Annotated in this window: 17 protein-coding genes; 7 read left to right on the top strand and 10 right to left on the bottom strand. The window is 69.5% G+C overall.

Translation table 11 applies throughout. From position 1 onward, the window contains the following. Nucleotides 1-52: 52 nt before the first annotated feature. From ACIREI_RS06755 to ACIREI_RS06735, 5 genes are all read right to left on the bottom strand, one after another. Nucleotides 53-2,284: an ABC transporter permease gene (locus ACIREI_RS06755; RefSeq protein ID WP_403328099.1), complete on the bottom strand. Its 2,232-nt coding sequence runs from the start codon at nucleotides 2,282-2,284 to the stop codon at nucleotides 53-55. Continuing rightward, nucleotides 2,281-2,982 carry an ABC transporter ATP-binding protein gene (locus ACIREI_RS06750; protein WP_403328098.1) on the bottom strand — a complete coding sequence of 234 codons (702 nt, stop codon included), beginning with the start codon at nucleotides 2,980-2,982 and terminating at the stop codon, nucleotides 2,281-2,283. The genes ACIREI_RS06755 and ACIREI_RS06750 overlap by 4 nt, the downstream gene beginning before the upstream one ends. A gap of 96 nt (nucleotides 2,983-3,078) precedes the next feature. Next, nucleotides 3,079-3,492, bottom strand: a complete 414-nt coding sequence (locus ACIREI_RS06745) for a hypothetical protein (protein WP_403328096.1) — start codon at nucleotides 3,490-3,492, stop codon at nucleotides 3,079-3,081. 88 nt (nucleotides 3,493-3,580) lie between these two features. Further along, the gene (locus ACIREI_RS06740) at nucleotides 3,581-3,895 is read right to left on the bottom strand and encodes a hypothetical protein (protein ID WP_403328094.1); all 315 of its coding nucleotides are present in this window, start codon (nucleotides 3,893-3,895) and stop codon (nucleotides 3,581-3,583) included. 884 nt (nucleotides 3,896-4,779) lie between these two features. After that, nucleotides 4,780-5,406, bottom strand: coding sequence for a TetR/AcrR family transcriptional regulator (locus tag ACIREI_RS06735; protein WP_403328092.1), 627 nt, complete (start codon nucleotides 5,404-5,406; stop codon nucleotides 4,780-4,782). A 264-nt stretch (nucleotides 5,407-5,670) separates the two neighbouring features. Between ACIREI_RS06735 and ACIREI_RS06730 the strand changes: the two genes are divergently transcribed. The 4 genes from ACIREI_RS06730 to ACIREI_RS06715 all read left to right on the top strand — a co-directional run bounded on the left by ACIREI_RS06730 (nucleotide 5,671) and on the right by ACIREI_RS06715 (nucleotide 11,625). After that, nucleotides 5,671-6,591 carry an ABC transporter permease gene (locus tag ACIREI_RS06730; RefSeq protein WP_403328091.1) on the top strand — a complete coding sequence of 307 codons (921 nt, stop codon included), beginning with the start codon at nucleotides 5,671-5,673 and terminating at the stop codon, nucleotides 6,589-6,591. Between the two features lie 52 nt (nucleotides 6,592-6,643). Beyond that, nucleotides 6,644-7,498, top strand: coding sequence for an ABC transporter ATP-binding protein (locus ACIREI_RS06725; RefSeq protein ID WP_403329415.1), 855 nt, complete (start codon nucleotides 6,644-6,646; stop codon nucleotides 7,496-7,498). A gap of 219 nt (nucleotides 7,499-7,717) precedes the next feature. After that, nucleotides 7,718-9,937, top strand: a complete 2,220-nt coding sequence (locus ACIREI_RS06720; protein ID WP_403328089.1) for a CDP-glycerol glycerophosphotransferase family protein — start codon at nucleotides 7,718-7,720, stop codon at nucleotides 9,935-9,937. Then, nucleotides 9,934-11,625, top strand: coding sequence for a glycosyltransferase family 2 protein (locus ACIREI_RS06715; protein WP_403328087.1), 1,692 nt, complete (start codon nucleotides 9,934-9,936; stop codon nucleotides 11,623-11,625). The genes ACIREI_RS06720 and ACIREI_RS06715 overlap by 4 nt, the downstream gene beginning before the upstream one ends. On the opposite strand, the gene ACIREI_RS06710 is transcribed toward ACIREI_RS06715, so the two are convergent. Together ACIREI_RS06710 and ACIREI_RS06705 are read right to left on the bottom strand one after the other, a co-directional pair. Beyond that, nucleotides 11,534-12,859 (bottom strand): hypothetical protein, encoded by a 1,326-nt coding sequence (locus tag ACIREI_RS06710; protein ID WP_403328085.1) that lies wholly within the window; start codon nucleotides 12,857-12,859, stop codon nucleotides 11,534-11,536. The genes ACIREI_RS06715 and ACIREI_RS06710 overlap by 92 nt on opposite strands. Before the next feature lie 83 nt (nucleotides 12,860-12,942). Continuing rightward, the gene (locus ACIREI_RS06705; protein ID WP_403328083.1) at nucleotides 12,943-17,877 is read right to left on the bottom strand and encodes an NAD-glutamate dehydrogenase; all 4,935 of its coding nucleotides are present in this window, start codon (nucleotides 17,875-17,877) and stop codon (nucleotides 12,943-12,945) included. 867 nt (nucleotides 17,878-18,744) lie between these two features. Here ACIREI_RS06705 and ACIREI_RS06700 point away from each other — a divergent pair. Then, nucleotides 18,745-19,311, top strand: a complete 567-nt coding sequence (locus ACIREI_RS06700) for a DJ-1/PfpI family protein (protein ID WP_403328081.1) — start codon at nucleotides 18,745-18,747, stop codon at nucleotides 19,309-19,311. Nucleotides 19,312-19,442: 131 nt separating this feature from the next. Here ACIREI_RS06700 and ACIREI_RS06695 read toward each other — a convergent pair whose 3' ends face one another. Together ACIREI_RS06695 and ACIREI_RS06690 are read right to left on the bottom strand one after the other, a co-directional pair. After that, entirely contained in the window at nucleotides 19,443-20,108 is a 666-nt protein-coding gene (locus ACIREI_RS06695) for an HAD family hydrolase (RefSeq protein ID WP_403328080.1), read from the bottom strand. A 94-nt stretch (nucleotides 20,109-20,202) separates the two neighbouring features. Further along, the gene (locus ACIREI_RS06690; RefSeq protein ID WP_403328079.1) at nucleotides 20,203-20,718 is read right to left on the bottom strand and encodes a DUF6912 family protein; all 516 of its coding nucleotides are present in this window, start codon (nucleotides 20,716-20,718) and stop codon (nucleotides 20,203-20,205) included. A gap of 327 nt (nucleotides 20,719-21,045) precedes the next feature. On the opposite strand from ACIREI_RS06690, the gene ACIREI_RS06685 reads away from it, so the two are divergent. Then, entirely contained in the window at nucleotides 21,046-21,867 is an 822-nt protein-coding gene (locus ACIREI_RS06685) for an Rv3235 family protein (protein WP_403328077.1), read from the top strand. Nucleotides 21,868-22,053: 186 nt separating this feature from the next. Here the strand turns inward: ACIREI_RS06685 and secA are convergent, their stop codons facing one another. Further along, complete coding sequence (secA, locus tag ACIREI_RS06680) at nucleotides 22,054-24,903, bottom strand: preprotein translocase subunit SecA (protein ID WP_403328075.1); 2,850 nt, start codon at nucleotides 24,901-24,903, stop codon at nucleotides 22,054-22,056. Between the two features lie 274 nt (nucleotides 24,904-25,177). Here secA and ACIREI_RS06675 point away from each other — a divergent pair, with 274 nt between their 5' ends. After that, nucleotides 25,178-25,765, top strand: coding sequence for a GNAT family N-acetyltransferase (locus ACIREI_RS06675; RefSeq protein WP_403328073.1), 588 nt, complete (start codon nucleotides 25,178-25,180; stop codon nucleotides 25,763-25,765). Nucleotides 25,766-25,926 lie beyond the last annotated feature (161 nt).

The following is a 25,926-nucleotide window of genomic DNA, read 5'->3' as shown; positions in this document are numbered from 1 at the left end:
CGCCGCTCACTCGCGAGGACCCGGCGCGTCGGCGTGACGAGACACGCATCGCTCACGGCTGCCAGTTGCGTGCCTGTTTACTTGCGATCCCGGCAGCCCACCACCACATCAGGACGGACACAGCGAGCACCACGCCGACAGCCGCTGCCATCAAACCCATGGGTACGAAGTACGTGATCCCAGGTCGGGACACGGGTCGTGCGAGCCAGGCGGCGATGACGCTACCGGCCACACCGGCTGCGCCCAGGGGGGCGATGATCGCCCACGCGGCGCTGCTGCGGAAGACCCGGTGGCCGCCGGTCAGTACGGTCAGCGGCCCCAACGCCCGTCCCTGCCGCAGGAACTCCGCCTTGCCGCTGAGTCCCAGGGCCAGTACGAGGAGTCCCATGCCCAGCACCCCGAAGAAGCGGATCCACCGGCCCTGATCCCGGTCGGGCATGCTGTCCGCCACCCATTCCTCACCGGGAAAACGGACCTGGGCACCGCGGGGATAGGCGGCGTAGGAAGCCTCTTTGAGGGCCGGCACGGCAGGGCGCCCGCCATCGGCCTTCACCACGGCCAGGGTGGAACCGCTGGTCACGGCTTGCTTGGCCACCTCAGCCCGGTCAGCCCGGACCACCTCCAGATAGGTGCCGCCCTTCGTGTTCCATTGGAGCAGCGTCTGCAGCCGGTGGTCGAGAACGAGGTCCACACGAGTCCTGGTTCGCGGGCAGGGCAGGCGCAGGCTCTCGAGGGCAGGGCAGTCTCCACGGATGCCGACGGGCTCACTGGCCTTCTCCGCGCTGGTGAGGAGGACCGGCACGTTGCCTGCGGGCAGTAGCCTCAGGAAGGCAGCGGTGTCTTCGGCGGTGACCGTTTCCCTGGGGCCGATCTCGGCGACCTGCCTGCTGGTGGTGCTCAGCGATCGCTCCACCTGCGCGTTGTAGGTCGCGAAGATGCCTTGCCAGGCGAGGACCTGAGCGAAAACGATCAGACCCACGACCACACCCGTCACCAACCGAGCCGTGGCAGCCGGATGGCGAATCATCCTGCGACCCGCGATGAGGGTGCCGGCCCACCCTCGCTCCCGGCCCGTCCGTTCCAGGACTGCTCCGAGCCTGGCCACCACGACGGCCACGGCAGAGGGAAGCGTGAGCACGACAGCAGCGATACCGAGCCCGCTGATCCATGTCCGGAGCTCCGTGTTCTCACCGGTGAGTTGCGGTCCCCGGGTGGCCAACAGGATCGCGAAGGGGCATGCCATCGCGATGCGGAGCTGCCGGCGTGACCCGTGGATCCTGCGGGGCCTGGTTCCCGTGGCGGGGCTGAGTACACGGTCACTGACGACGGCCAGAGCCAGCGCCACGACGATGCTGCCGACCGGAGCCAGCAGAGCGGTCCAGCCATGCTGACGCACATCGGCCGAGGACAGCAGGTATCCGACGTAGGGCACCTTGATGTCTTGGGCCATGGCCACCGCGAAGACCGGAATCGAGGCGAAAGCGCCCCACGTCACCGGACGTATGACCTCCCCGATGGCGATCAGGGCTCGATCTCGCCGTCGGCCTCCCAAGGCGTCGACCAAGGCGCTCCGACGATCACGGCTGTGCGCCCCGGTTCGAAGCGCGATGAACAGCAACACGAGGCTGGGCAGGAGCAGCAGTCCTACGACGACGGCCCGGAACATGCCCTCGGACTTGTCGTCGTCGCGTGCCATTCCCGGCGCCAGTCCCTCGGCCTGCTCAGTACCGGGCTGCGGCCCGAACCCCACGACCGACTCGACCGGGGCCTGCGGCTTGAGGCCGGCTGCGGGGCGGACGTACGCGAGCCATTCGCCCGGATCGTCCAACCCCTCCTGCCCGATCGTGCCCGCAAGCTTCCCGTAGCGGCCGGCGATCCGTTCAGCGGCCCCCGCCTTCAGCAGGCCGGGAGAGAGCACCGCTTCACCCGGGCCCGGCCACCGCTTCACACCGGGGGGAAGGGGGGCATCCGTCGAACGCGGCGCCAGGAAAACGACGCTGAAACGCCGCTGATCCTTCAACGCGTCCGTACCGACCAGCCACATGGTGGCCGGCTTGCCGTTCAGCTGCCCGCTCTGCCACGCGGGGGTCCTGGCCTCGCGCCGTTCCTCCTTGCCGGTGTAGGCGGCGTGCACCATGACCAAGACGCCGAGGCACAACGCGACGGCGAAAGCCGAGAAGGCCAGGGCTGCGTATCGGATGCGCGCAGCCTCCGAGCGGCGCCCCGAGTCGCGGCCCACGCGCAGCAGCCGTCGTGCCAGACCGCCCGCCATCGGTCCGCTCATGCTGCGATCGCTTCCTGCTGAGCCGGAACCAGCGCGCCGCCCTGGAGGCTCAGGACCCTGTCGGCGCGCGCGGCCACCCGCGCATCGTGCGTGACGAGCAGCAGTCCGCAACGGCGTCGGTGGGGAAGGTCGAAGAGGAGATCCGCCGTACGCTCAGCCGTGTCGGGGTCGAGCGCGCCCGTGGGCTCGTCCGCCAGGACCAGCGAGGGCGAGTTGATCAACGCGCGAGCCACGGCGGTGCGCTGATGTTCCCCACCAGAGAGCTCGTCCGTCGTCTCGGCGTGGGGAACTCCCAGTTCATCGAGCAGTTCCTGAGCCCGACGGTAGCTCCCGGCGCGATGGGAACGAGACAGGAGGGCGGCCAGGGCCACATTGTCGACAGGGCTGAGTTCTGGGAGCAGTTCGCCGAACTGGAAGACCGTGCCGATGGTCTCGCTGCGCATACGGGAGAGTTCTGAGCGGCGCAGCCTGGTCACCTCTGCATCGCCCACCCGGATGCTTCCGCTGTCGGGCTTGATCAGGCCGAGGATCGATGACAGCAGCGTGCTCTTGCCTGAACCGCTCGGACCCGTGATCGCTACGGCCTCGCCGATGCCGACACTGAGCTTCAGGTTGGCGAAGAGAGGTCGATTCCGGACCGCGTAGTGCAGGTTGTCGATTTTCAGTACGGGCGCAGGCCCGGCGTCAGACTGGCTCACTTGACTGCCCTCAGGTTGGTCTTTCTGCAATGCGCCGAGGTAATTAGCGGGCCCGCGGGGGCAAAGTTTGTGGGCTTTGCCCCCGCAGGAGTTGAATCAGCGGCCGTCGCCGGGGCGGTCGTCCGGACCGCACGTGTCGGGCGCGTTGTTCACCTGTTCGCAGGCAGTGACCTTGACGACGTAGTTGGTCGCGGAAGAGTCGCTGTACGTCTTGCTGTTGTAGATGTCCTTCGTGTTCCAGAGGCGAAGGCCCTTGGTGTTCTTCCGGTCGAATTCCGAGTAGACGGCGGCGCCGTTCTCGAACTTGTCCTGGACGGCCACATTCTTGTTGCCGTTGCTCTTCAGGCTGTAGGCGTACGCCCACGGGGCGCCATCCGAGGCACCTCCGGCCCTCAGCGTCGACGTCACGTCTTCGCCCGCATCGGCAAAAGCAGTCGAGGAGGCCCCTACGAGCGCGCCGCCGATGGCGATGACAGCCACGGCCTTTCCGAATCCACGAACCATCTTCACGATGTCTCCCGTTTGTTGTGCAGAAACTACGAAGTGCCTGACGGCGTTTTTCGGAGCGCGGCTTGCACAGCCGCGCCCCTGGCCGGGGTCAGCGGCCGTCGCCGGGCCGGTCGTCCGGTCCGCAGTCGTCCACGTTGCCCGCGATGTCCCAGCAGGCGGTGACCTTCTGGACGTAGTTGCTGGTGGACGAGCCGCTGTACTTGGTCGTCCCCTTGTTGTCGTTGTCCAGGCGCAGGCCGTGGTTGTTCACACGGTCGTACTCCGTGTATGCGGAGTGCGTGCCGGACACCCACTTGATCGCGACGTTCTTGTTGCCGGCGGACTTCCAGCTGTAAGCATCGATCGCGATGCTGCCATCGATGTTCGTTCCGATGGACCTGAGGTCTTCACCGGCACCGGCCACGGCCGGCGATGCGCCTGCGAACGCACTCAGAATTGCGGCAGCCGCCACGAACTTCCCAGCCCTTTTGGCAATCAACACAGTACTTCTTCCTCCCGTTTGCGCGAGCCTTCGGCTACACGAATGCGGCCGTGGTCGTCGCGGAGAACGGCCCCCGGATACGAGCACGAGCGAGGGAAGAAAACGCAGGCAAAGCCCCGTCCAGATATTCCCCCGTGTACGCAAGGTGGGTCAGTTCCTCGCGAGCCATTCAGACCCTAGATCACATGGATGGCTCGGTAAATAGAACTCCGGGGGAAGGCGGGCCATCCGCTCACGGACAGTAATAAGGATGAGACGGACCAACACCGGACAAATGTTTCCGATGCATTCACGCCAGTCCATGAGATTTGAGGAGCAGTTGAGCATGCGAACACGGTGTGCACATGCAATTGCTTGTGTGACTTAAGGCACACATAATTTTGGCGCCTTGTCCCCATAAATCGGGCGATTGGCGCCCGTCTGCATTCATTGACTCCGCCACGCGGAAGGCAGCGGCCTCTTTCGCTCCGGCCACGCAGTCCGATTCTCAACCGCCCGCACTTGACGCCGAGTTGGAGCCGTTCGAGGAGCGGCTCGCTTTCCATCGTCACTGTTGGTGCACGGCGGGCTCGAACTCCCGGACGTCTTCCGGCGGTTACGGAACGTCGACACCAGGGTTCGGTGAACGCGGGGGCGACGGCCGCGACCTCGTGTTCCGGCTGACGCCGGCAGGAGGACCGGCCTTTCGGCTACAGGGCGTTGTCCTCGGCGGTCAGCACTCTCACGGCGGTTCCGCCGCTACTCCGGCCCCGCACACTCGCAGCGACGCCGCCTCGCTCAACCGGCGGGCGCCGCGCGCAGCCCACTCACAGCGCCTTGAGCGCCTCGGTGGTGGACCGGGCCAGGGCATCCAGATAGCCCTTGGGCAGCTTCGGGCTGCGGGCCACGACCATGCGCCAGTACAGCGGGCCCGAGATCAGGTCGAGGGCCAGTTCGTCGTCGTGGCCCACGCGTACCTCACCCCGCTGCTCCGCCCCGACGAGGATCTTGCTGGCGACCCCCTCCTGCCCCTGCTCCAACGCCTTCTGCAGCGCCTCGGCGATCTCGGGGTTGCGGGCCGCCTCGGCCTGGAGGTCGGGGATGATCTGCGAGACCACGGGGTGCCGCAGGGCGCGCGAGGTCACCTCGTACAGCATCCGCAGGTCACCCTCCAGGGAGCCCGTGTTCGGCGTCGGCAGGCCCATGACCGCGACCGCGGACACCACGTCCAGCACCAGGTGCAGCTTGGAACGCCAGCGCCGGTACACCGCGGTCTTGCCTACGCCCGCGCGGCGCGCGATGCCCTCTATCGACATCCGCGCGTAGCCGACCGCCGCCAGTTCCTCGAAGACGGCCGCCCGGATGGCCTCCGTCACGTCCTCCCGGAGTACGGCTGCGCCGGCGGGGGTGCGGCGGCGCGGACGCGTGGGGGGCTGGTCGGCGTTCGTCGTCATGCGGGCAAGCATAGGGCGTTGCGACGATACGGTGCCGTCCCCACGATGCCGTCACAACGATCCCGTTCCCACGCTCCCGTCCCCACGCCGCCGTTGCGTCGATCACGTCACGACGAAACGGTTGCGTCCCGACGCTCCTTGGATCTACGCTCACGTTGCGACGATACGGTCCCGTCCCGACGTAAGAAGACGTGAAGAGTCACGTAAGAGAACGTCTCCGCACGGCGCCACCCCCCTCCCCCCCCCCGAACGAAAGCAGCGGATGTGAGCCAGGTCCTCCACACACCGCCCCGGACGACACCCGCCCCACCCGAAACCGACCTCGCGGCCCTCGCCGCCCGGCACGGCCTCTCGGTCAGCGGTGCCCGCCCCTCCCTGCCCGAGTACGTCCGTCAGCTGTGGGCGCGCCGCCACTTCATCACCGCGTTCGCCACGGCCAAGCTCACCGCCCAGTACAGCCAGGCGAAGCTCGGCCAGGTCTGGCAGGTGCTGACGCCGTTGCTGAACGCGGCGGTGTACTACCTGATCTTCGGCAAACTGATGGGCACCAGCCGCGGCGTACCGGACTTCGTCCCGTTCCTGGTGACCGGGGTGTTCGTCTGGACGTTCACGCAGAGCTCGATCATGGCGGGCACCCGAGCGATCTCCGGCAACCTCGGCCTCGTGCGGGCCCTGCACTTCCCGCGGGCCGCGCTGCCGATCTCCTTCGCGTTGCAGCAGCTCCAGCAGTTGCTGTTCTCGATGGCGGCCCTGGTCGTGATCCTGCTCTGCTTCGGCATTCCGGTCGCCACGTCCTGGGTGCTGGCGATCCCGGCGCTGGTGCTGCAGTTCGTCTTCAGCGCGGGCGTCGCGATGATCATGGCCAGGATGGGCGCGAGGACGCCGGACATCGCGCAGCTGATGCCGTTCGTGTTGCGTACCTGGATGTACACGTCGGGCGTGATGTTCAGCATCAGCCACATGATGGCCAAGCACACCGACACGCCGTCCTGGGTTACCTCGGCCCTGCAGGCCAACCCGGCCGCCGTCTACATCGACCTGATGCGCTTCGCACTCATCGACAGCTTCCACCGGGACCAGCTCCCGACGCACGTGTGGCCGATCGCGACGGGCTGGGCGCTGCTCGCCGGCGTCGGCGGCTTCATCTACTTCTGGAAGGCTGAGGAGACGTACGGCCGTGGCTGACAACGCAGAGATCACACGACACCCGCTCCCGCACGGGCCGGTCCCGCACGACATCCGCCCGCACGAGCCCCTCCTCCACGGCCCCGCCCCCACCGTCATCGCCGACGGCGTCGACATCGTCTACCGCGTCAACGGCACCGGCGCCGGCCGAGGCTCCGCCACCGCCGCCCTCAACCGCATCCTGCGCCGCAAGCAGACCGAGAAGGCGGCCGGCGTGCGCAAGGTGCACGCGGTCAAGAAGGTCTCCTTCGTCGCGTACAAGGGCGAGGCCATCGGCCTCATCGGCACCAACGGCTCGGGCAAGTCGACGCTGCTCAAGGCGGTCGCGGGCCTGCTCCCGGTCGAGAACGGCCATATCTACACCGACGGCCAGCCCTCCCTGCTCGGCGTGAACGCGGCCCTGATGAACGACCTCACCGGCGAGCGCAACATCCACCTCGGCGGCCTCGCGATGGGCATGTCGCGCGAGCAGATCAAGGAGCGCTACCAGGAGATCGTCGACTTCTCCGGCATCAACGAGAAGGGCGACTTCATCACCCTCCCCATGCGCACGTACTCCTCCGGCATGGCCGCCCGCCTGCGCTTCTCCATCGCCGCCGCCAAGGACCACGACGTGCTGCTGATCGACGAGGCGCTCGCGACGGGTGACCGTTCGTTCCAGAAGCGCTCCGAGGCCCGGATCCGCGAGCTGCGCAAGCATGCGGGCACGGTGTTCCTGGTCAGCCACAACAACAAGTCGATCCGCGACACCTGTGACCGCGTCCTGTGGCTGGAGCGCGGGGAGCTGCGCATGGACGGCCCGACGGACGAGGTGCTGAAGGAGTACGAGGCCTTCACGGGTGACAAGCCGGCCAAGCCGAGCCCGAAGCCCAAGGCGAAGCCCGCCCCCGCCGCTTCTCCATCGTGAGCGAAGCGCGCCCACTGGCGCGGCCCTGCCGCGCGGCACCGCCGACCGCGCCGCCCACCCCTCTGCCCTCCTGAGCCCTTTCCCGGAAGGCTTTTCCCTCGTGAGGAGCAACTGCGGGTCACCCTTTCACCCCATTAGTGACACTATTTCCTAGGCCGGACAGGGTACGCCCGGCGCGATGGAACGGTGAAACGGTGAAACGGTGAAGGAGCCCCCGCGATGCCCGAGCTCAGCGTCATCGTCCACGGCCCCAACACCCAGGACCGCCTGACCGGCGTCCTCGCCTCGCTGGCCGCGCACCCCCACCCCGACGTCGAGGTGATCGTGGCCGCGGTCGGCGCCTGGGCTCAGGAGACGGCACAGGCGTACGCCCCGGAGATGCTGGTGCTGCCCCTGCCGGACGGCACGGACGACGCCACGGCCCGGTCGGCGGGGGCGGCCCGGGCCCACGGCCGCTGGCTGCACTTCGTGCACGCCAAGGACGGCCTGCCCGTCGGCGCCCCGCGCACCATCGCCGAGCGCGCCGCGGAACTGCCGGACGACGTGGACGTCCTGCTCTTCGACCACGTCCGCTCCACCTGGGAGACCTCCGGTCTGCCCTCCGCGGACGGCCCCCTCCTGGCCCGGTCGGGCCGCGCCACCCGCCCCCTCGGCGACATCGCCCGCACCGCGCTCCGCGTCACCCCCCTGCTGGGCAACCGCGCGCTGCGCACCCCCTTCTGGCAGGCGCACGAAGACCGACTCACCACCCCCGACGAGCCGTTCGCCGCCTACGCCACCCTCCTCCTCGCCGACCACATCGCCGCCCTGAACCAAGTGGCGTACGAACACCACGAGTTGCGCCCCGAGAGCCTCCCCCCGGTCACCGCCGAGGAGTACTACGCCCTGGTCGACCGCTACGACACGCTGCTCACCCTCGCCCGGAACCGCCCCGCCGCCCTGCCCACGGCCGGCCCCGCCCCCGAGGCCGTCCTGTACGACGTCATGGTCCAGGACTGTCTGCGCACCTTCGCCCGCACCGCCATGCCGGACCCTGTGGCCAGGGAGTTCTTCCGCCGCGCCGGCGAAGCGGCCGTCCGGCACCGGCCGCCCGGGCACCGTCCCCCCAACGGCCCCGAGGCCATCCGCCGCGCCCTCCTCGAAGAGAACGCGTACACCAGGTACCGCGCCTTCCAGGCCGCGAACCGCGCCCGCCGCGCCGCGAAGTCGGCCGTACGAACCCGCGGACGCCAGGTCGCCGCCGCCCTCGGCGACCACCACTACCGCATGTCCTTCTCCCGCCCGGTCGACCCCAACCTGGCCGTGTTCGCGGCGTACTGGTACCGCGGGGTGGCCTGCAACCCGGCGGCCATCGCCGCCAAACTCACCGAACTGGCGCCGCAGATCCACCCGGTGTGGGTGGTGACCCCCGACAACGCGCCCCTCCTCCCGCCCCACACCGACCACGTACTCCCCGGCACCCGCCGCTACCGCGAGGTGCTGGCCACGGCGAAGTACCTGGTCAACAACGTCAACTACCCCAACTCGACCGTGAAACGCCCGGACGCGGTCCACCTCCAGACCCACCACGGCACCCCGCTCAAGCGCATGGGCGTGGACCAGATGGAGTTCCCGGCCGCCGCCAAGGGCCTCGACTTCCAGGCCCTGCTGGCCCGTATCGACAAGTGGGACTACAGCGTCTCCGCGAACAGCCACTCCACCCGCATGTGGGAGCGCGCGTACCCGTCCCGCTTCGTCTCCCTCGACCACGGCTATCCGCGCAACGACGTCTTCTACACGGCCACCGCCGCTGACATCCGCGCCGTCCGCGACCGCCTGGGCATCCCCCCGGCCCACCGCGCGATCCTCTACGCACCCACCCACCGCGACTACGAGGCCGGCTGGACCCCCCGCCTCGACCTCGCCACCCTCGCCGACCAACTCGGCGAGGACACGGTCCTGCTGATCCGCGGCCACTACTTCTACGACGGCAGGCCGTCCCCGATGACCGCCCTGCGCCGCACGGGCCGGATCATCGACGTCTCCGCCTACGACCCGGTCGAGGACCTGTGCCTGGCCGCGGACGCGCTGGTCACGGACTACTCGTCCATCATGTTCGACTACGCCAACCTCGACCGCCCGATCGTCATCTACGCCGACGACTGGGAGACCTACCGCTCCACCCGCGGCGTCTACTTCGACCTGCCGGCCGAGCCCCCGGGCCAAGTGGCCCGCACCCAGCGGGAACTGGCGGAGATCCTCGCCACCGAGGCATGGCACGACGAGGGCGCGACGAAGGCCCGGGCGGCCTTCAGGCGCCGCTTCTGCGAGTACGACGACGGACGCGCCGCCGAACGGGTCGTACGCCGTGTGTTCCTGGGCGAGAGCGAGGACGCCCTGCCGCCGGTGATCCCGCTGGAGGAACGCACGCCGGCGCCGAGCCCCCGGGAGGCGGGATGAAACCCGATGTCACACCCCAGGACATAACCGTCCCCGACGTCACGGTCACGGTGATCGTCCACAACGACGCGGCACGCCTCCCGCGAGCCGTGGAGTCGGTCCGCCGTCAGACCCACGCCGCTATCGAGATCGTCATCAGCGACGACCACTCGACGGACGAAACCCCGGACGTGGCAAGGGAGTTGGCGTCCCGGGATCCCCGGATCCACTACCTCCGCCTCCCGCACAACAGCGGCGGCTGCAGCGCCCCGCGCAACCGTGCCCTGGAGATCGCCCGGGCGCCGTACGTGATGTTCCTGGACAGCGACGACGAACTCCCCGACAGCGCGGTGGAGTTGCTCCTCGCCGCCCACCGGGAGCGGGAGATCGACTTCGCGATGGGCGCCGTGGTGCGGGTCCGGGAGGACAGCGGACGGCGTACGAAGTGGATGCCGCACCTGGTCGCCGAGCGCCGCACCGTGGTCGGCATCGAGTCCGAGCCCCGGCTTCTCTTCGAGCACCTGTCGACGAGCAAGATGTACGCCCGCGCGTTCCTGGACCGGCACGACCTGCGCTTCCCGGAGGGCATCCACTACGAGGACCAACTGTTCACGACGCAGGCGTACTGTCTGGCCAAGGAGTTCACGATCATCCCGGAGCCGGTGTACCGCTGGTACGTGGCGCCGCACGCGGCCACGGACGCGGCGTCGATCTCCAACCAGCGCCACCGGCTCGACAACGTCCGCGACCGCGTCCAGGTCCAGCGCCTCATCGACGATTTCCTCGCCGAGAGCGGGCACGGCGGTCTGCGTGAGGACAAGGACTACAAGTTCCTCAAGCACGACTTCCGGATGTACGCGGGGGACCTGCCGTACCGCGACGACGAGTGGCTGGCCGGCTTCGCGGACATCATGACCCCTTACCTGGACACCGTGTCCCCCACGGCCTATGCCCGTCTTCCCCGCGCGGAACGCGTGGTCCTGCAGCTGATCCGCGAACGCCGTTTCCCCGAGGCCCGGCTGGCGGCGCGCGGACTGGGCCACGGGGTGGCGCCGAGGCAGGTGACACCGGATGCCGAAGGCCACACGTACTGGGGCGACAGCCTCCCGGCCACGGACGCGGGCCGTCGCGAACTGGACGTCACCGACCTGGAGCTGGACACCCGCCCGTTCCGCAGCGCGCAGTTCCGCCACGAGATCACGGAGCTCACGCGTGGCCCCGGCGCCTCGGTCGACCTCACGATCCGCACCTACGACCCCGGTCTGCGCCTCCCGGTGGGGCCCCATCGCGCAAGCCTCCTCATCCGCCCCGGCCGGCACCGCCTCAGGACGCCGTTCCGCCTCTCCCCCGTCAGCCCCGGCGTCTTCGAGGGCCACGTCCACCTGGACCTGTCGTCGGCGCCCGTCCCCCTGCACGGCTTCGCCGGCGTCCGCCACCCGCTCCTGCGCATCGAACACCAGGGCCTGGCCCATACGGCCGTACTCCTGGCCCCCCTGTCCTTCCCGCCCATGACGGCCCGCATCGACTACCGCACCGGCGCGGCCCCGCACCGCGTCACGATCGAACCGGAGGGCCGCGGTCCGGGCCGCCTCCAGGTGCGATGGCAGCCGGTGGGCGTCACGGCCCGGGTGGTGCGGCCGGTGGTGCGACGGATCGCGCGGCCGAAGGTGAGACGGGCGGCACGACTGGTGCGAAGCGCCCTGCGCTGAACCGCGTCACCGCCAGCGGCACACCGATCACCGCGATCAGCCACACCGGGACGTACAGCCGGTCCAGCTCGACCGCGAGCGGATGCGCCACCGTCGCCGCGAACCCGGTCGCCCCCACCGCGAGCACGCACAGCGCCACCGGCACCGAGCGCTGCCACACGCCCCACGCCCCCACCGCGAGCAGGAAGAGCAGCAGGGGCGCCAGGGCCTCGTTCTGGAGCCACTGCACCCAGTAGTGGCGATTGAGGCGGACGAGGGCGGCCCACGGGTCGGCGATCTCGGGCCGGGTCCAGTGCAGGGTGAAGGTGTCCTGGAGCGAGTCGCTCATGCCGGGCAGATCCAGTGCCCTGCCCAGCCCCAGCGCGACCGACGTGCCACCCGCCGACAGGCCGGCCAGCCACCACGTGCCGCGGTGCCGGGTACCCGGGACGAACAACAGCGCGGCGCAGGCAGCGGCCGCGAGGGCCGGTGCCGCCATCAGAAAACTCGAGTACCTGACGGCGAGCCCGAACCCGAAGGCCCCCGTGAACAGCAGCACCCCGGCCGGCACACGACGCCGGAGCAGCCACACCGAGGCCAGCAGCAGCGCGCTCAGCCCCGCGAGGGTCGGGCCTTCGGTGAGCGGTCGGCCACCCCAGGAAGCGAGCGGTGTCACATACGACAGGACCTGGCCGAGTACGGCGGTGGGAGGCGGCGCCCGCAGCGCGCGGAGCAGCAGGTACACGAGGTATCCGGTCAGCGTGGTGAAGGCGACGGCGACCAGCGTGAGTCCGGCCTTCGCGCCGAGCAGCGCCACGAAGGGAGCGGCGATCAGGGGGTATCCGGGCCTGGTGTGGAAGATCCTCTCGTAGCGCGGGTCGGTGGGCTCCAGCCCGTTCGCGTACCTCTGCTCGCACCGCCGCGCGTACGCGGCCTCCCGGCCCGGGTCGCGGAACGCGAGCTGGTCGAGCCTGCGGTTGCGGTGGACCAGCCTGGCCGTGTCCGCGCAGTAGGCGGCCACCGCCTTCCGGGTGGCCTCGCCCGGTGTGTCGCCGAGGAACTCGTACGCCTCGCGGGTGTAGCGGTACGAGTCGTTGGAGAAGCGGGTCGCCGGGTAGCCGAAGAGGTGCAGCAGCACGAAGGCGGCGGCGACGAGTGCGGGAAGCGCACGTCGCAGCCGGCCGTACTTCCTGGCCCCCGCCCCCGGCCCCGGCTCCGGCTCCGGCTCCGGCTCCGCGGAGAGGTTGGCAGTCACCTCTCCAGCCATAGCCGGAGGCGCCCCGGGCCATCACGACCCGGGGCGCCCTGAAACTCGTACGGCCTAGATACCCGTACGGCCTACGAGTGCGTCCGCAGCAGCGTTCGCATGGTCCGCATGGCCACCGAGAGGTTGGCCAGATCGAAGGCCTCCGAGCCCTGGATCTCCTCCAGGGTCGTGCGGGCCCGGCCCAGGATCGCCGTGTTCTTGTGCTCCCACGCCTTGAAGCGCTGCTCGGGTGTTGCGGTGCCGTCGCCGGCCGCCAGGACGTCCGAGGTCAGGGCCGCGTGGGCGGCGTAGAGGTCCTCGCGGATGGAGGCGCGGGCCATGGACTGCCAGCGGTCGGCACGGGGCAGCTCGATGATGCGGTCCATGAGCTGGGTGATGTGCAGGCGGTCGGCGAGGTCGTAATAGACCTCGGCGACATCCATCGGGTCCCGGCTCATGCGGTCGGCCACCGACACGATGTCCAGCGTGGGGAAGGCGGAGGAGAACCCGGCCACCCGGGTGGCGAGTTCGTCCGGGACACCGGCGCCGGACAGCTCGTCGTAGATCTGCTGGTACCAGTCGAGGTCCGCGCCGCGCAGCAGCTTCGGCAGCTGCGACCACACCTGCTCGACCCGCTCGGCGAAGAAGTCGACGGTGTCGACGAGCTCCAGCGGCTGCGGCCGGTTGTTCAGCAGCCAGCGCGTGCCGCGCTCGACGAGTCGGCGCGAGTGCAGCCTGATCCGGGTCTGGACGTCGGCCTGCACCTTGTTGTCGAGCGCCTCGACCGCGTCCCAGACGGCCGCCGAGCGGAAGATCGCGCGGGCCACGGTCTGCGCCCGGACGATCTCCTCCAGCGAGGCACCGGTCTCCTCGCGCAGCCGGTGCAGATACGTCGTACCGCCCGTGTTGACCGTGTCGTTGACCAGCACGGTCGTGGTGATCTCACGGCGCAGCGGGTGGCTGACGAGGTGCCCGGGGAACTGCTCGCGCAGCGCGCTCGGGAAGTACGCGTGCAGCAGCGTGCTCAGGTACGGGTCGTCGGGCAGCGAGGTGTGCAGCAGCTCGTCGGCGACCGTGATCTTCGTGTACGCCAGCAGGACGGCCGTCTCCGGGCCGGTCAGGCCGTGGCCGGTGGCGAGGCGTTCGCGGATCTGGCGGTCGGTGGGCAGGAACTCCAGCGCCCGGTCCAGGTGCCCCTCCCTGGCCAGGTGCTTCATGAAGCGCTGCTGGGCGTGGAGCATGTCCTTGGACTGGGCGAGGGCGTTGGCGATCGCCGTGTTCTGCGCGTAATTGTTGCGCAGGACCAGGCGGCCGACCTCGTCGGTCATCTCGGCGAGCAGCTTGTTGCGCTGCTTGACGGTCATGTCGCCGTCCGCGACCAGGCCGTTGAGCAGGATCTTGATGTTCACCTCGTGGTCGGAGGTGTCCACGCCCGCGCTGTTGTCGATGGCGTCGGTGTTGATCCGGCCGCCGTGCAGCGCGAACTCGATCCGGCCGAGCTGGGTCAGGCCCAGGTTGCCGCCCTCGCCGACGACCTTGACGCGCAGGTCGGCGCCGTCGACGCGGATCGGGTCGTTGGCCTTGTCGCCGACGTCCGCGTGGGTCTCGGTGGACGCCTTGACGTACGTGCCGATGCCGCCGTTCCACAGCAGGTCCACCGGCGCCTTGAGGATGGCCTTCATCAGCTCGGCCGGCGTCATCTTGGAGACCTTGCCCTCGATGCCGAGGGCCTCGCGGATGTGGGCGTTGACCTGGATCGCCTTGGCGCTGCGGGGGAAGACGCCGCCACCGGACGAGATGAGGTCGGTGTCGTAGTCCTCCCAGCTGGAGCGCGGCAGCTCGAAGATGCGGCGGCGCTCGGCATAGGAGGTGGCCGCGTCGGGCTTCGGGTCGATGAAGATGTGCCGGTGGTCGAAGGCGGCCACCAGGCGGATGTGCTCGCTGAGCAGCATGCCGTTGCCGAACACGTCACCGGACATGTCGCCGATGCCGACGACCGTGAAGTCCTCGCTCTGCGTGTCCACGCCCAGTTCGCGGAAGTGCCGCTTGACGGACTCCCAGGCGCCGCGGGCGGTGATGCCCATGCCCTTGTGGTCGTAGCCGGCCGAGCCGCCGGAGGCGAAGGCGTCCCCGAGCCAGAAGTTGTACTGCTCGGCGACCCCGTTGGCGATGTCGGAGAAGGTCGCGGTGCCCTTGTCGGCGGCGACGACGAGGTAGGTGTCGTCCTCGTCGTGCCGGACGACGTCGGCGGGCGGCACGACTTCCCCGGCCACCATGTTGTCGGTGATGTCGAGCAGTGCCGAGATGAACGTCTTGTAGCTGGCGATGCCCTCCGCCAGCCACGCGTCCCGGTCCACGGACGGGTCCGGCAGCTGCTTGGCGACGAAGCCGCCCTTGGCGCCGACCGGCACGATGACGGTGTTCTTCACCATCTGCGCCTTGACCAGGCCGAGGATCTCGGTCCGGAAGTCCTCACGCCGGTCGGACCAGCGCAGACCTCCTCGCGCGACCTTGCCGAAGCGCAGGTGCACACCCTCGACGCGCGGCGAGTAGACCCAGATCTCGTACGCCGGGCGCGGCGCGGGCAGGTCGGGGATGGCCTGCGGGTCGAACTTCATGGAGACGTAGTCGTGCGGCTGGCCGCCCGCCGCCTCCTGGAAGAAGTTCGTCCGCAGCGTCGCCTTGATGACGGTGAGGAAGGATCGCAGGATCCGGTCCTCGTCGAGGCTCGCCACCTGGTCGAGCGCCGCGTCGACCTCTTCGAGCAGCGCGTCCACGATCTCGCGGCCCGCGCTCTGGCGGTCCGGCGACATCCGCGCCTCGAACAGGGAGACGAGGAGGCGGGTGGTGTGGACGTTGTTGCGGAGGGTGTCCTCCATGTAGTCCTGCGAGAAGGTGGAGCCCGCCTGCCGCAGGTACTTGGCGTACGCCCGCAGCACCATGGCCTGCCGCCAGGTCAGCCCGGCGCTCAGCACAAGGGCGTTGAAGCCGTCGTTCTCCGCCTTGCCGGTCCAGGTCGCGGCGAAGGCCTCCGAGAACCGCTCGCGCGCGTCGTCGCCGAGATAGTCGCCGGCGCCCTTCGACTTGGGCATGCGCAGGCCGAAGTCGTAGATCCAGGCGACGCTGCGGTCGGAGCAGCGCAGTTCGTACGGCCGCTCGTCGACGACCTCGACGCCGAGCCGGCTGAGGACCGGCAGGACCGCGGACAGCGAGACGGCCGCGCCCTTGCGGTAGATCTTGAACCGGCGTTCCTCGGGGGCGGCGCCGACCGGCTCGTACAGGCTCAGCGAGAAGTTGTTCTCCTCGGTGAGCTGTTCGAGGTGGACGAGGTCGGAGACCGCGGAGCGCGGGCCGTGGTCGGCCTTGTAGCCCTCGGGGAAGGCGCCCGAGTAGCGGCGCAGCAGCTCGGCGGCGCGCTCCTCGCCGAGTTCCGCGTTGAGCGCGTCGGCGAACCCGTCGGCCCAGGAGCGGGCTGCCTCGACGAGACGCGCCTCGATGCGTTCCTTGTCGCTGTCGCTGAGCTGCGGCAGCTCGGTGCCCTGCGGGACACGCACGACGAAGTGCAGCCGGGAGAGGATCGACTCGGTGTTCCAGGCGGTGAAGTCGACGCTGGTGCCGCCGAGTTCCTCCTTCAGGATGTCGATGATCCGCAGCCGCACGCCGGTGGTGTAGCGGTCGCGGGGCAGGTAGACGAGGGCGGAGTAGTAACGCCCGTACTCGTCCTGGCGGAGGTAGAGGCGCAGCCGCCTGCGCTCCTGGAGGTAGAGCACGGAGGTGGCGATGCGCTGGAGCTCGGGGACCGGGGTCTGGAAGAGCTCGTCGCGCGGGTACGTCTCCAGGATCTGCAGCAGGTCGCGCCCGTCGTGGCTGTGCGGCGAGAACCCGGCGACCTGCAGCACGTCGTCGACCTTGCGCCGGACGACGGGCACGCGCCGGACCGACTCGGTGTAGGCGGCGGAGGAGAACAGACCCAGGAAGCGCCGCTCGCCGACGACCTCCCCGTTCTCGTCGAACTTCTTCACGCCGACGTAGTCGAGGTACGACGGCCGGTGCACGGTCGCCCGGCTGTTGGCCTTGGTGAGGATGAGGAGCTTGTGCTCGCGGGCCTTGGCGCGGGCGTCGGCGGGCAGCCGCTCGAAGGACGGGCTGACCGGGTGGCTGTCGGTCTCGGAGTGGTGCGGGTCGGAGCGCAGGATGCCGAGGCCGGTGCCGGGCACGGCGGCCAGCGAGTCGTCCTCGCGCAGCTCGTACTCGCGGTAGCCGAGGAAGGTGAAGTGGTCGTCGGCCAGCCAGCGCAGCAGCTCGCGGGCCTCCTCGATCTCCTGTTCACGCAGGTCGGACGTCGGCTCCCGGGGCAGTTCGTCGGCCATGCGCAGGGCCGCGTCGCGCATCTTGCTCCAGTCCTCGACGGCCTCGCGGACGTCGGACAGGACGCGCAGCAGGTCGGCGGTGATCTGCTTCAGATCGGCGCGGTCGGTCTCACGGTCGATCTCGACGTGGATCCAGGACTCGGTGTGCGTGTCGTGCGGCAGCTCGCCTGCGGGCGTCTCGGGCAGCACCTCGATGAGCTTGCCGGTGACGTCGCGGCGGACGCAGACCTGCGGGTGGATGACCACATGGATCCCGCGTCCCTGCCGGGTCAGCTCGTTGGTCACCGAATCGACCAGGAAGGGCATGTCGTCGGTGACGACTTCGACGACGGAGTGGCTGCAGGTCCACCCGTTCTCTTCCACGGTGGGTGTGTGCACCCGCACGTTGGCCGTGCCCTGGGGGCGGTTCTCGGCCAGCCGGTAGTGCGAGAAGGCGGCTCCGAAGATGTCGACCGGGTCGCGGTCGCTGAGGTCCTCCGGGGCGGTGTGCAGGTAGTAGCGCTGGAGGAACGCGAGCACCGTGTCGTGGTCCGGGGTGCCGGCGGTGCTCTCGTCCGTCGTCCCGGTCGGTAGATACCCCCCGACCGGGCTGTTCTCAGCTACCCGGGCGGCCCTCTCGAGCAGCTCGGCCTTGGCTTCGTCCAGCTTGGTCTGCATTGTCCTCTGGCTCCTGTCGCGCGCCGTTGCGTGACGTTGAAGGAAGTACGGTCTCTTCCCCTCCGGCGTAACGCCGCGACGCGGGGTGTCCGGTCTGCTTCGACGCTATGCCGCGAGGTGAGATGAGCGGGGATATATGAGCCAATCTTGAGCTGCTCACGGGGTGTGACGCTGCTCTCTGCGACGTCCGGGCCCAGGGTGTGCATGACGTCCCGGGAGCCCTTACGCCCCCCTCCCGCCCGCGAAGACCAGCGACCGCCGCCCGGCCACGGATGTCGTCCGTGCTGCCCGGGCGCAGGGCAGGGGCAACACTGCCCCCGCGAGCTATCGCGCTGATCACGCCACTAAGGCTATCGCTCCTTACAGGGGGCCCGTCATGAGCCGTATGTGTACAAAACCGGGGGTGGAACTTTGACGTTCTGCACAGGGGCGAAGGGGGTGGGTAGGGCGTAACTGGCGGGGCGGGGTGGCGAGAGGGAGGCTGGTTGTGCGGCCGAGGCGGAGCACAGGCGGAAAACCGGGGCGCAAGCACGCCCTCGGGAGGCAGCCCGTGTCCGAAAACAGCGGTACCCGCAGCCACAGGGCAACACCTACGAAGGAAGCGGCGGGGCGCGCACAACTGCGGGCAGTCGTGCCGCTGGGCCGGCACGGATGGGCACGGACGGCACCCCGCAAACGCCGGTCCGCGCGACGCACTCCGCCTCAGCCGCAACGCCGGTCCACCCGCCGAACACCGGCAACCGAAACCCACCGAACCCGGCCCCCTCAAGCCGCCCACCCCCTTGGCAAGCCCCCCTCCCCGAGGCACGTTGCCCGTAAGGCCCTACGGAGACGCAGACCACGGCCCACAAGAGGAGCGCACCCGACATGACAGCGAAAATCCTCATCGTCACCGGCGACGCCGCAGAGTCACTGGAGGTCCTCTACCCCTACCAGCGCCTCCGCGAAGAGGGCTACGACGTCCACATCGCGGCCCCGGCCCGCAAGCAGCTCCGGTTCGTCGTCCACGACTTCGAACCCGGCTTCGACACCTACACCGAGAAACCCGGCTACACCTGGCCCGCGGACCTCGCCTTCTCCGAGGTCGACCCCGGTGACTACGTCGCCGTCGTCATCCCCGGCGGCCGAGCCCCCGAGTACCTCCGCAACGACCCCGAACTCCGCAAGATCCTCAAGTCGTTCTTCGACGCCGACAAACCGGTCGCCCAGATCTGCCACGGCCCCCTGCTCACCGCCTCGATCGACAGCCTCCGCGGCCGCCGCGTCACGGCGTACCCCGCCCTGGAACTGGACATGCAGGCGGCCGGCGCCACCTTCCAGGACGCCGAGGCGGTGGTCGACGGCACCCTGGTCTCCTCCCGCGCCTGGCCGGACCACCCCGGCTGGATGCGCGAGTTCCTGACGGTACTGCGAGCGAAGGCACCGGTGACGTAACCGACCGGCGGTGCCGCCGGGGCGGCACGTGTCCCCAAGAGAGCGGCACCCCGTAACGCCGGGCCGCGCACCCACTCCCGCCCAGACCCCACCGCATGGCACCTGCCCGCCGGGCCCAGGCTGACCGCCCCCTACGCCGCCAGCCGCTCCGCCTCCGCAACCGCCTCCCCCAGGGAGTCCACCACCGGCACCCCAACCTCCTCCAGACTGGCCCGGCTGTGCGACCCGCCGGTGTACAGCACGGCCCGCGCCCCCACATGCAGCGCCGCCACGGCATCGTCGGCCGCGTCCCCGATCACCACCGTGCGAGCCGGATCCACGCTCACGAGCGCCTCGATGTGCCGCACCATGTGCTCGGCCTTGCTGCCCCCGGAAGGCCCGGTCCGCCCGTCGACGCGTATGAAGTGCTCCTCGATCCCGAACCCCCGTACCAGCGGAACGAGTTCCTCATGCCCGTACATGCTGAGGATCGACTGGCTGCGCCCCGCCGACCGCCACTCCACGAGCAGCTCCGCCACACCCTCGGTGAGCCCGCATCTCACCCGGTGCTCGGTGTAGTACCGGTGGAAGGTCTCGTCCATGACCTCCCACTCGACGTCGGTCGGCAGCCGCCCGAGCAACCGCTCGTAGAACTTCGGCACCGGCACGCAGTACAACGCCCGGTACTGCTCCATCGTGATCGGATCCAGCCCCAGCTCGGCGAACGCCGCGTTCGTCGCCCCGATGATCGCGTCATTGTCGTGGAACAGCGTCCCGTTCCAGTCCCAGACGATGTGCGCTCCTACCTGCTTCCCCATGCCCAAAACCGTACCCGCCACCACTGACAATCAAGAGAACAGCAGGTCGACGAGGCATCCGGGCGTATAGCCGGGTCGAGGGACGCCGCCGCGCTCAGTCCCCCAGCCCCACCAGGTTCGGAATCTCCTGGGTCGCGTACCACAGCAGCTCGTGGTCCTCGGCCCCGTCCACGACGAACTGCGCGTCGTCGTCCCCGCCGTCCGCCGCCGCCAGCGCCTCGGCGGCCGCCGCCACGTCCGCCTCCGCGTCACCCGAGTCGACATGCACGGCGGCCGCCTTGGCCAACGCCACGCCCCCGGCGATCCGCACCTCACCCAGCGTCGACGGATCCAGCCCCCGGTCGGGATCGGCGACCGCCGCCCCGTCGGGCACGTCGACGGCGACCACGACCCGGCGCCGCGCCGCCCCGGCGTCCGCCGCCAGCAGCCGCAGCGAGGCCAGCGCGGCCCGGTTCAGCGCCGCGTACTCCAACTCCTCGATGTCGTCGGAGAGATACCACTCGCGCAACGCGGGCGTGACGCCGTACGCGACGAGCGGCCCGGTCCCCAGCTCACCCGTCTTGTGGGCCTCGGCGAGACCGGGGAGGGTCAGGGGGACGTAGACGCGCATGGCCGACCGCTTTCGTGTTCGTGGGCTCCGCAAGGACTCGGGAGGGCGTGTCCCGCACCTCCCGGACGGCCTTCAGGATACGTCCGGGCGTCCCCTTTCGAGTCCCCACCACCACCTCGCCCGGCGTCCACTCCGGTCCGGGAACTCACCCGGTGCGGGCCCGCCATCACGGCCTTCCGCGGGCGTTGGTCACCCAGATAAGTGAACATTCCGGCCGCCCCGTCCGGGCCCCGCCTTCCTTGCTCTCGACGCCCGGAACCCCGTACAAGATCACCGACCGCGAAGTTACTGCCCGGTATCACTCCGGGTTCACCGAACGGGGACTCCATGAACAAGGTCATGACCAGGGCACAGCACCGCCCCGGCACCCGCCCGCCCGGCCGCCGCGACACCCGCCGCCCCGGCGGCACCCCGCCCCGCACGCCGAGCCACGGCGCATCCCGTACGACGTCGCCCGACGGCCGCCCACCGAACTCACCGGGCACGACGCAAGCCCTCACCCGCACGCGGCCCACGGACAACCGCCCGCCCACCATCGCGGGGATCACCGTCGTGCCCACCCACGCCCATCCGCGGGCAGCGGCGCCCGCAGCGCCCGCCGACAGTCAGACCACCGGACCGGCCCCCGTCCCAGAGCTGGTCGGCACCCCGTCGGCGTCGATCCACGCGGACCACTCGACCGCCCCAGCCCCGACGTGGGACGCCCCGCAGGCCCCCGCGAGGCAAGGGGCGCGAGGGGCCCAAGGGGCTCACCCACCCCACCTCGTCCCGGCGCAGGCCTCCCCGAGCCCGATCGCCCAGATCCCCCAACTCCGCCCCACCGACGTCTTCGCCGACCGCCTGCTTCTGGTCCTGAGCGGCCAGCGCCCCGTCCACTCGATGCTCCGCCACACCGCCGGCCGCGCCTACGACGAACTCGCCTGGCTCGCGGAACGCGGTCCCCTGCGCGCCCGCGGCACCCGTCCCGTCGTCCGCGACATCGGATACTTCGAGCCCCGCCCGGGAGCCATCGAGGCCTTCGCCCGCATCGGCGCCGGCGACCAACTGCGCGCCATGGCCTTCCGCCTGGAGCAGGGCGGGGACCTCCGCTGGCGCTGCACGGCGGTGGAACTGGGCGGCCCTCGCAGGCCACGCCCCGACGACGACTGACCGAAGCGGCGGGCCCCCTGGAGGGGTCGCCAGCGGGCCACGCACACCGAAGGGCCGGGCCCCCACAGGAGACCCGGCCCTTTCCAGTCGTTACGACGCCACGGGTACCGGCACCGGCGCCGTCACCGTCATCCCGACGGCGCCGCACCCGTGCGACGCTCGCACCCCGGCGTTACTTCTCGCGCGTTACTTCTTGCGGCGGCGACCACCACGCGACTGCTTGCGCCGCTCCGCGCGCGTGAGGCCGTCGGCCTCGGAGCGCACCGGCTCGTCGTCGTTGGTGAAGTCGCCCTCGACGATGTCACCCTCGCCGTCCACCTTGGGCGCGGTGTAGTGCAGCCGGTCCGGGCGGCGCGGGGCTTCGAGGCCCTTGGCGCGGATCTCGGGACGCGCGCCCGCCTGCGCCGGCACGGCGTCCTTCTTCTCGAGGTCGGCCACCGGCTTGGTGTCCTCGACCGGGACCTCCTCGACCTGCTGCTCGACCTGGACCTCCAGGTTGAACAGGTAGCCGACGGACTCCTCCTTGATGCCCTCCATCATCGCGGTGAACATGTCGAAGCCCTCGCGCTGGTACTCGACCAGCGGGTCCTTCTGCGCCATCGCGCGCAGGCCGATGCCCTCCTGGAGGTAGTCCATCTCGTAGAGGTGCTCGCGCCACTTGCGGTCCAGGACCGACAGGACGACCCGGCGCTCCAGCTCACGCATGATCTCGGAGCCGAGCTGCGCCTCACGCGCCGCGTACTGGTCGTGGATGTCGTCCTTGATGGACTCGGCGATGAACTCGGCGGTCAGCCCGGCCCGGTCGCCGGCCGCCTCCTCCAGCTCCTCGATGGTGACCTTCACCGGATAGAGCTGCTTGAAGGCGCCCCACAGCCGGTCCAGGTCCCACTCCTCGGCGAAGCCCTCGGCGGTCTCCGCGCCGACGTACGCGTCGATCGTGTCGTCCATGAAGTGCTGCACCTGCTCGTGCAGGTCCTCGCCCTCCAGGACGCGGCGCCGCTCGCCGTAGATGACCTCACGCTGGCGGTTGAGGACCTCGTCGTACTTCAGGACGTTCTTACGGGTCTCGAAGTTCTGCTGCTCGACCTGCGACTGGGCGGACGCGATCGCGCGCGTGACCATCTTGTTCTCGATCGGCACGTCGTCCGGGACGTTCGCCATCGACATGACGCGCTCGACCATCTGGGCCTTGAACAGGCGCATCAGGTCGTCGCCGAGCGACAGGTAGAAGCGCGACTCACCGGGGTCGCCCTGACGGCCGGAACGACCGCGCAGCTGGTTGTCGATACGACGCGACTCGTGCCGCTCGGTGCCGAGGACGTAGAGCCCGCCGAGGTCCTTGACCTCCTCGAACTCCGCCTTGACCGCCTGCTCGGCCTTCTCCAGGGCGGCGGGCAGGGCCGCGGCCCACTCCTCGATGTGCTCCTCGGGGTCGAGGCCGCGCTGGCGCAGCTCCGCCTCGGCGAGGTCCTCGGGGTTGCCGCCGAGCTTGATGTCGGTGCCACGGCCGGCCATGTTGGTGGCCACGGTCACGGCACCCTTGCGGCCGGCCTGGGCGACGATGATCGCCTCACGGTCGTGCTGCTTGGCGTTCAGCACCTCGTGCTGGACACCGCGCTTGGACAGCTGCTGCGAGAGGTATTCGGACTTCTCGACCGACGTCGTACCGACGAGGATCGGCTGGCCCTTCTCGTGCTTCTCGACGATGTCGTCGACGACCGCCTCGAACTTCGCGACCTCGGTGCGGTAGATCAGGTCCGACTGGTCCTTGCGGACCATCGGCTTGTTCGTCGGGATCGGGACCACACCGAGCTTGTAGATCTGGTGGAACTCGGCGGCCTCGGTCATCGCCGTACCGGTCATGCCGCACAGACCGGGCTGTTCCTTGCCGTCGTGGTCATGGCGCTTGTAGAGGCGGAAGAAGTTCTGGAGGGTGATCGTGGCGAGGGTCTGGTTCTCGTCCTTGATGTCCACCCCTTCCTTCGCCTCGATCGCCTGGTGCATGCCCTCGTTGTACCGGCGGCCGGCGAGGATACGGCCGGTGTGCTCATCGACGATCATGACTTCGCCGTTCATGACGACGTAGTCCTTGTCCTTCTTGAAGAGCTCCTTCGCCTTGATGGCGTTGTTCAGGTAGCCCACCAGAGGCGTGTTCACCGACTCGTAGAGGTTGTCGATGCCCAGCCAGTCCTCGACCTTGGCGACACCGGACTCGTGGATGGCGACCGTGCGCTTCTTCTCGTCGACCTCGTAGTCGCCGGTCTCCTCGATGCCCTTGAGCGGGTTGCCTGCCTCGCCCTTCTTCAGGCGGGTGACCAGCTTGGCGAAGTCGCCGTACCACTTGGTGGCCTGGTCGGCCGGGCCGGAGATGATCAGCGGCGTACGGGCCTCGTCGACGAGGATGGAGTCGACCTCATCGACGATGGCGAAGTTGTGGCCGCGCTGGACGAGTTCGTCCTTGGACCACGCCATGTTGTCGCGCAGGTAGTCGAAGCCGAACTCGTTGTTCGTGCCGTAGGTGATGTCGCACGCGTACTGCTCGCGGCGCTGGGCCGGTGTCATGTTGGCGAGGATGCAACCGACGCTCAGGCCCAGGAACTTGTGGACGCGGCCCATCATCTCCGAGTCGCGCTCGGCCAGGTAGTCGTTGACCGTGATCAGGTGGACGCCCTTGCCGGACAGCGCGTTCAGATACGCGGGCAGCGTGCCGACGAGCGTCTTGCCCTCACCGGTCTTCATCTCGGCCACATAGCCGAGGTGGAGGGCGGCGCCGCCCATGATCTGCACGTCGTAGTGACGCTGGCCGAGCGCACGCTTGGCGGCCTCGCGCACGGTGGCGAAGGCCTCCGGGAGCAGATCATCCAGGCTCTCACCATCGGCGTACCGCTGCTTGTACTCATCGGTGAGGGCCCGCAGCTCGGCGTCGGAGAGGTCGACGAAGTCCTCTTCGATGGAGTTGACCTGGTCCGCGATGCGGTGCAGCTTGCGCAGGATCTTGCCTTCGCCTGCACGCATGATCTTCGAGAGGACGGACACGGGGGTTGGTCTCCTTGCCGGTCGGGCCTGGGACGGTCGGTTTCCATTTGACTTGACTGAGCAACGGCCATCGTATGCGAGGACCCCGCCACGCCGGGAGCCTGCCGGTGACGCCGACCGTCCGATGCTTCAAATCTCCGTCAAAGGGGACAACGGCCGGGGGTCGCAGATGGTGCCGCGTTCCGCCCACGAATTGCGCGAAATGCGATCACACGCTCACACACCGCTCCGTAAAAGATGGCGCTCGCCACGGCCCCCGAAGCAGAATCGGCCGATGGAACCCGTCACGCTCACCACCGGCCGCCTCCTGATGCGCACGGTCGGCCCGAAGGACACCGATGCCGTGTACGAGGCCGTCCAGGACCCCGACATCCTGCGCTGGACCACGCTCCCCTCGCCCTACCTGTACGAGCACGCCCACAGCTTCACGGAACAACTGGTCCCCGAGGGCTGGACGAACGGTTCGATGTTCACCTGGGGGCTCTTCCTCCCCGAAGGGGAGGACCTGGTCGGCATGCTCGGTCTCACGATGCGTTCCATGAGCGGGGCCGAAATCGGTTTCTGGGGCACGAAGAAGCACCGCGGCAACGGCTACATCACCGAGGCCGTCCTCACCGCGTCCCGCTGGGCCTTCACCCGCCTCTCCATCGACCGCCTGGAATGGCGCGCGGAAGTCGGCAACCACCCCTCCCGCGCAGTCGCGGAACGCGCCGGCTTCACCCTTGAGGGCACCCTCCGCGCCGCCCTCGTCCACCAGGGCGTACACCGAGACTGCTGGGTCGGCTCCTTGCTCCCGTCGGACCTGGGCCTACCGTCGACGGCCCCGTACCTCCCCGCCCCCACCGACACCGCCCTCACCTGAGGCCGGCCCCGTCCCCAACCCCCACCGTGCAGCGTGCTCAACCTCTCGACGCCGGCCCACGCATCTCAGCCCGTCCGGCGTTTGAGGACGAGGCCCGTTCAGGGCCGAAGCGGGGGTCTGGGGGCCGCAGGCCCCCAGGGAGGCGGGGTCGAAGGGGCAGC

The organism is Streptomyces sp. NPDC093591 (assembly GCF_044764885.1).
GTDB lineage: Bacteria > Actinomycetota > Actinomycetes > Streptomycetales > Streptomycetaceae > Streptomyces.
Note: the sequence above shows the minus strand (reverse complement) of the source record. Positions and strands in the feature narration are given on the sequence as shown.

What these genes read in the sequence shown, in the direction of transcription:
- ACIREI_RS06755 (WP_403328099.1), bottom strand. Translation starts at nt 2,284, where the DNA reads ATGAGCGGACCGATGGCGGGCGGTCTGGCACGACGGCTGCTGCGCGTG.
- ACIREI_RS06735 (WP_403328092.1), bottom strand. Translation starts at nt 5,406, where the DNA reads ATGACGACGAACGCCGACCAGCCCCCCACGCGTCCGCGCCGCCGCACC.
- ACIREI_RS06720 (WP_403328089.1), top strand. Translation starts at nt 7,718, where the DNA reads ATGCCCGAGCTCAGCGTCATCGTCCACGGCCCCAACACCCAGGACCGC.
- ACIREI_RS06715 (WP_403328087.1), top strand. Translation starts at nt 9,934, where the DNA reads ATGAAACCCGATGTCACACCCCAGGACATAACCGTCCCCGACGTCACG.
- ACIREI_RS06705 (WP_403328083.1), bottom strand. Translation starts at nt 17,877, where the DNA reads ATGCAGACCAAGCTGGACGAAGCCAAGGCCGAGCTGCTCGAGAGGGCC.
- ACIREI_RS06700 (WP_403328081.1), top strand. Translation starts at nt 18,745, where the DNA reads ATGACAGCGAAAATCCTCATCGTCACCGGCGACGCCGCAGAGTCACTG.
- ACIREI_RS06695 (WP_403328080.1), bottom strand. Translation starts at nt 20,108, where the DNA reads ATGGGGAAGCAGGTAGGAGCGCACATCGTCTGGGACTGGAACGGGACG.
- ACIREI_RS06690 (WP_403328079.1), bottom strand. Translation starts at nt 20,718, where the DNA reads ATGCGCGTCTACGTCCCCCTGACCCTCCCCGGTCTCGCCGAGGCCCAC.
- ACIREI_RS06685 (WP_403328077.1), top strand. Translation starts at nt 21,046, where the DNA reads ATGAACAAGGTCATGACCAGGGCACAGCACCGCCCCGGCACCCGCCCG.
- ACIREI_RS06675 (WP_403328073.1), top strand. Translation starts at nt 25,178, where the DNA reads ATGGAACCCGTCACGCTCACCACCGGCCGCCTCCTGATGCGCACGGTC.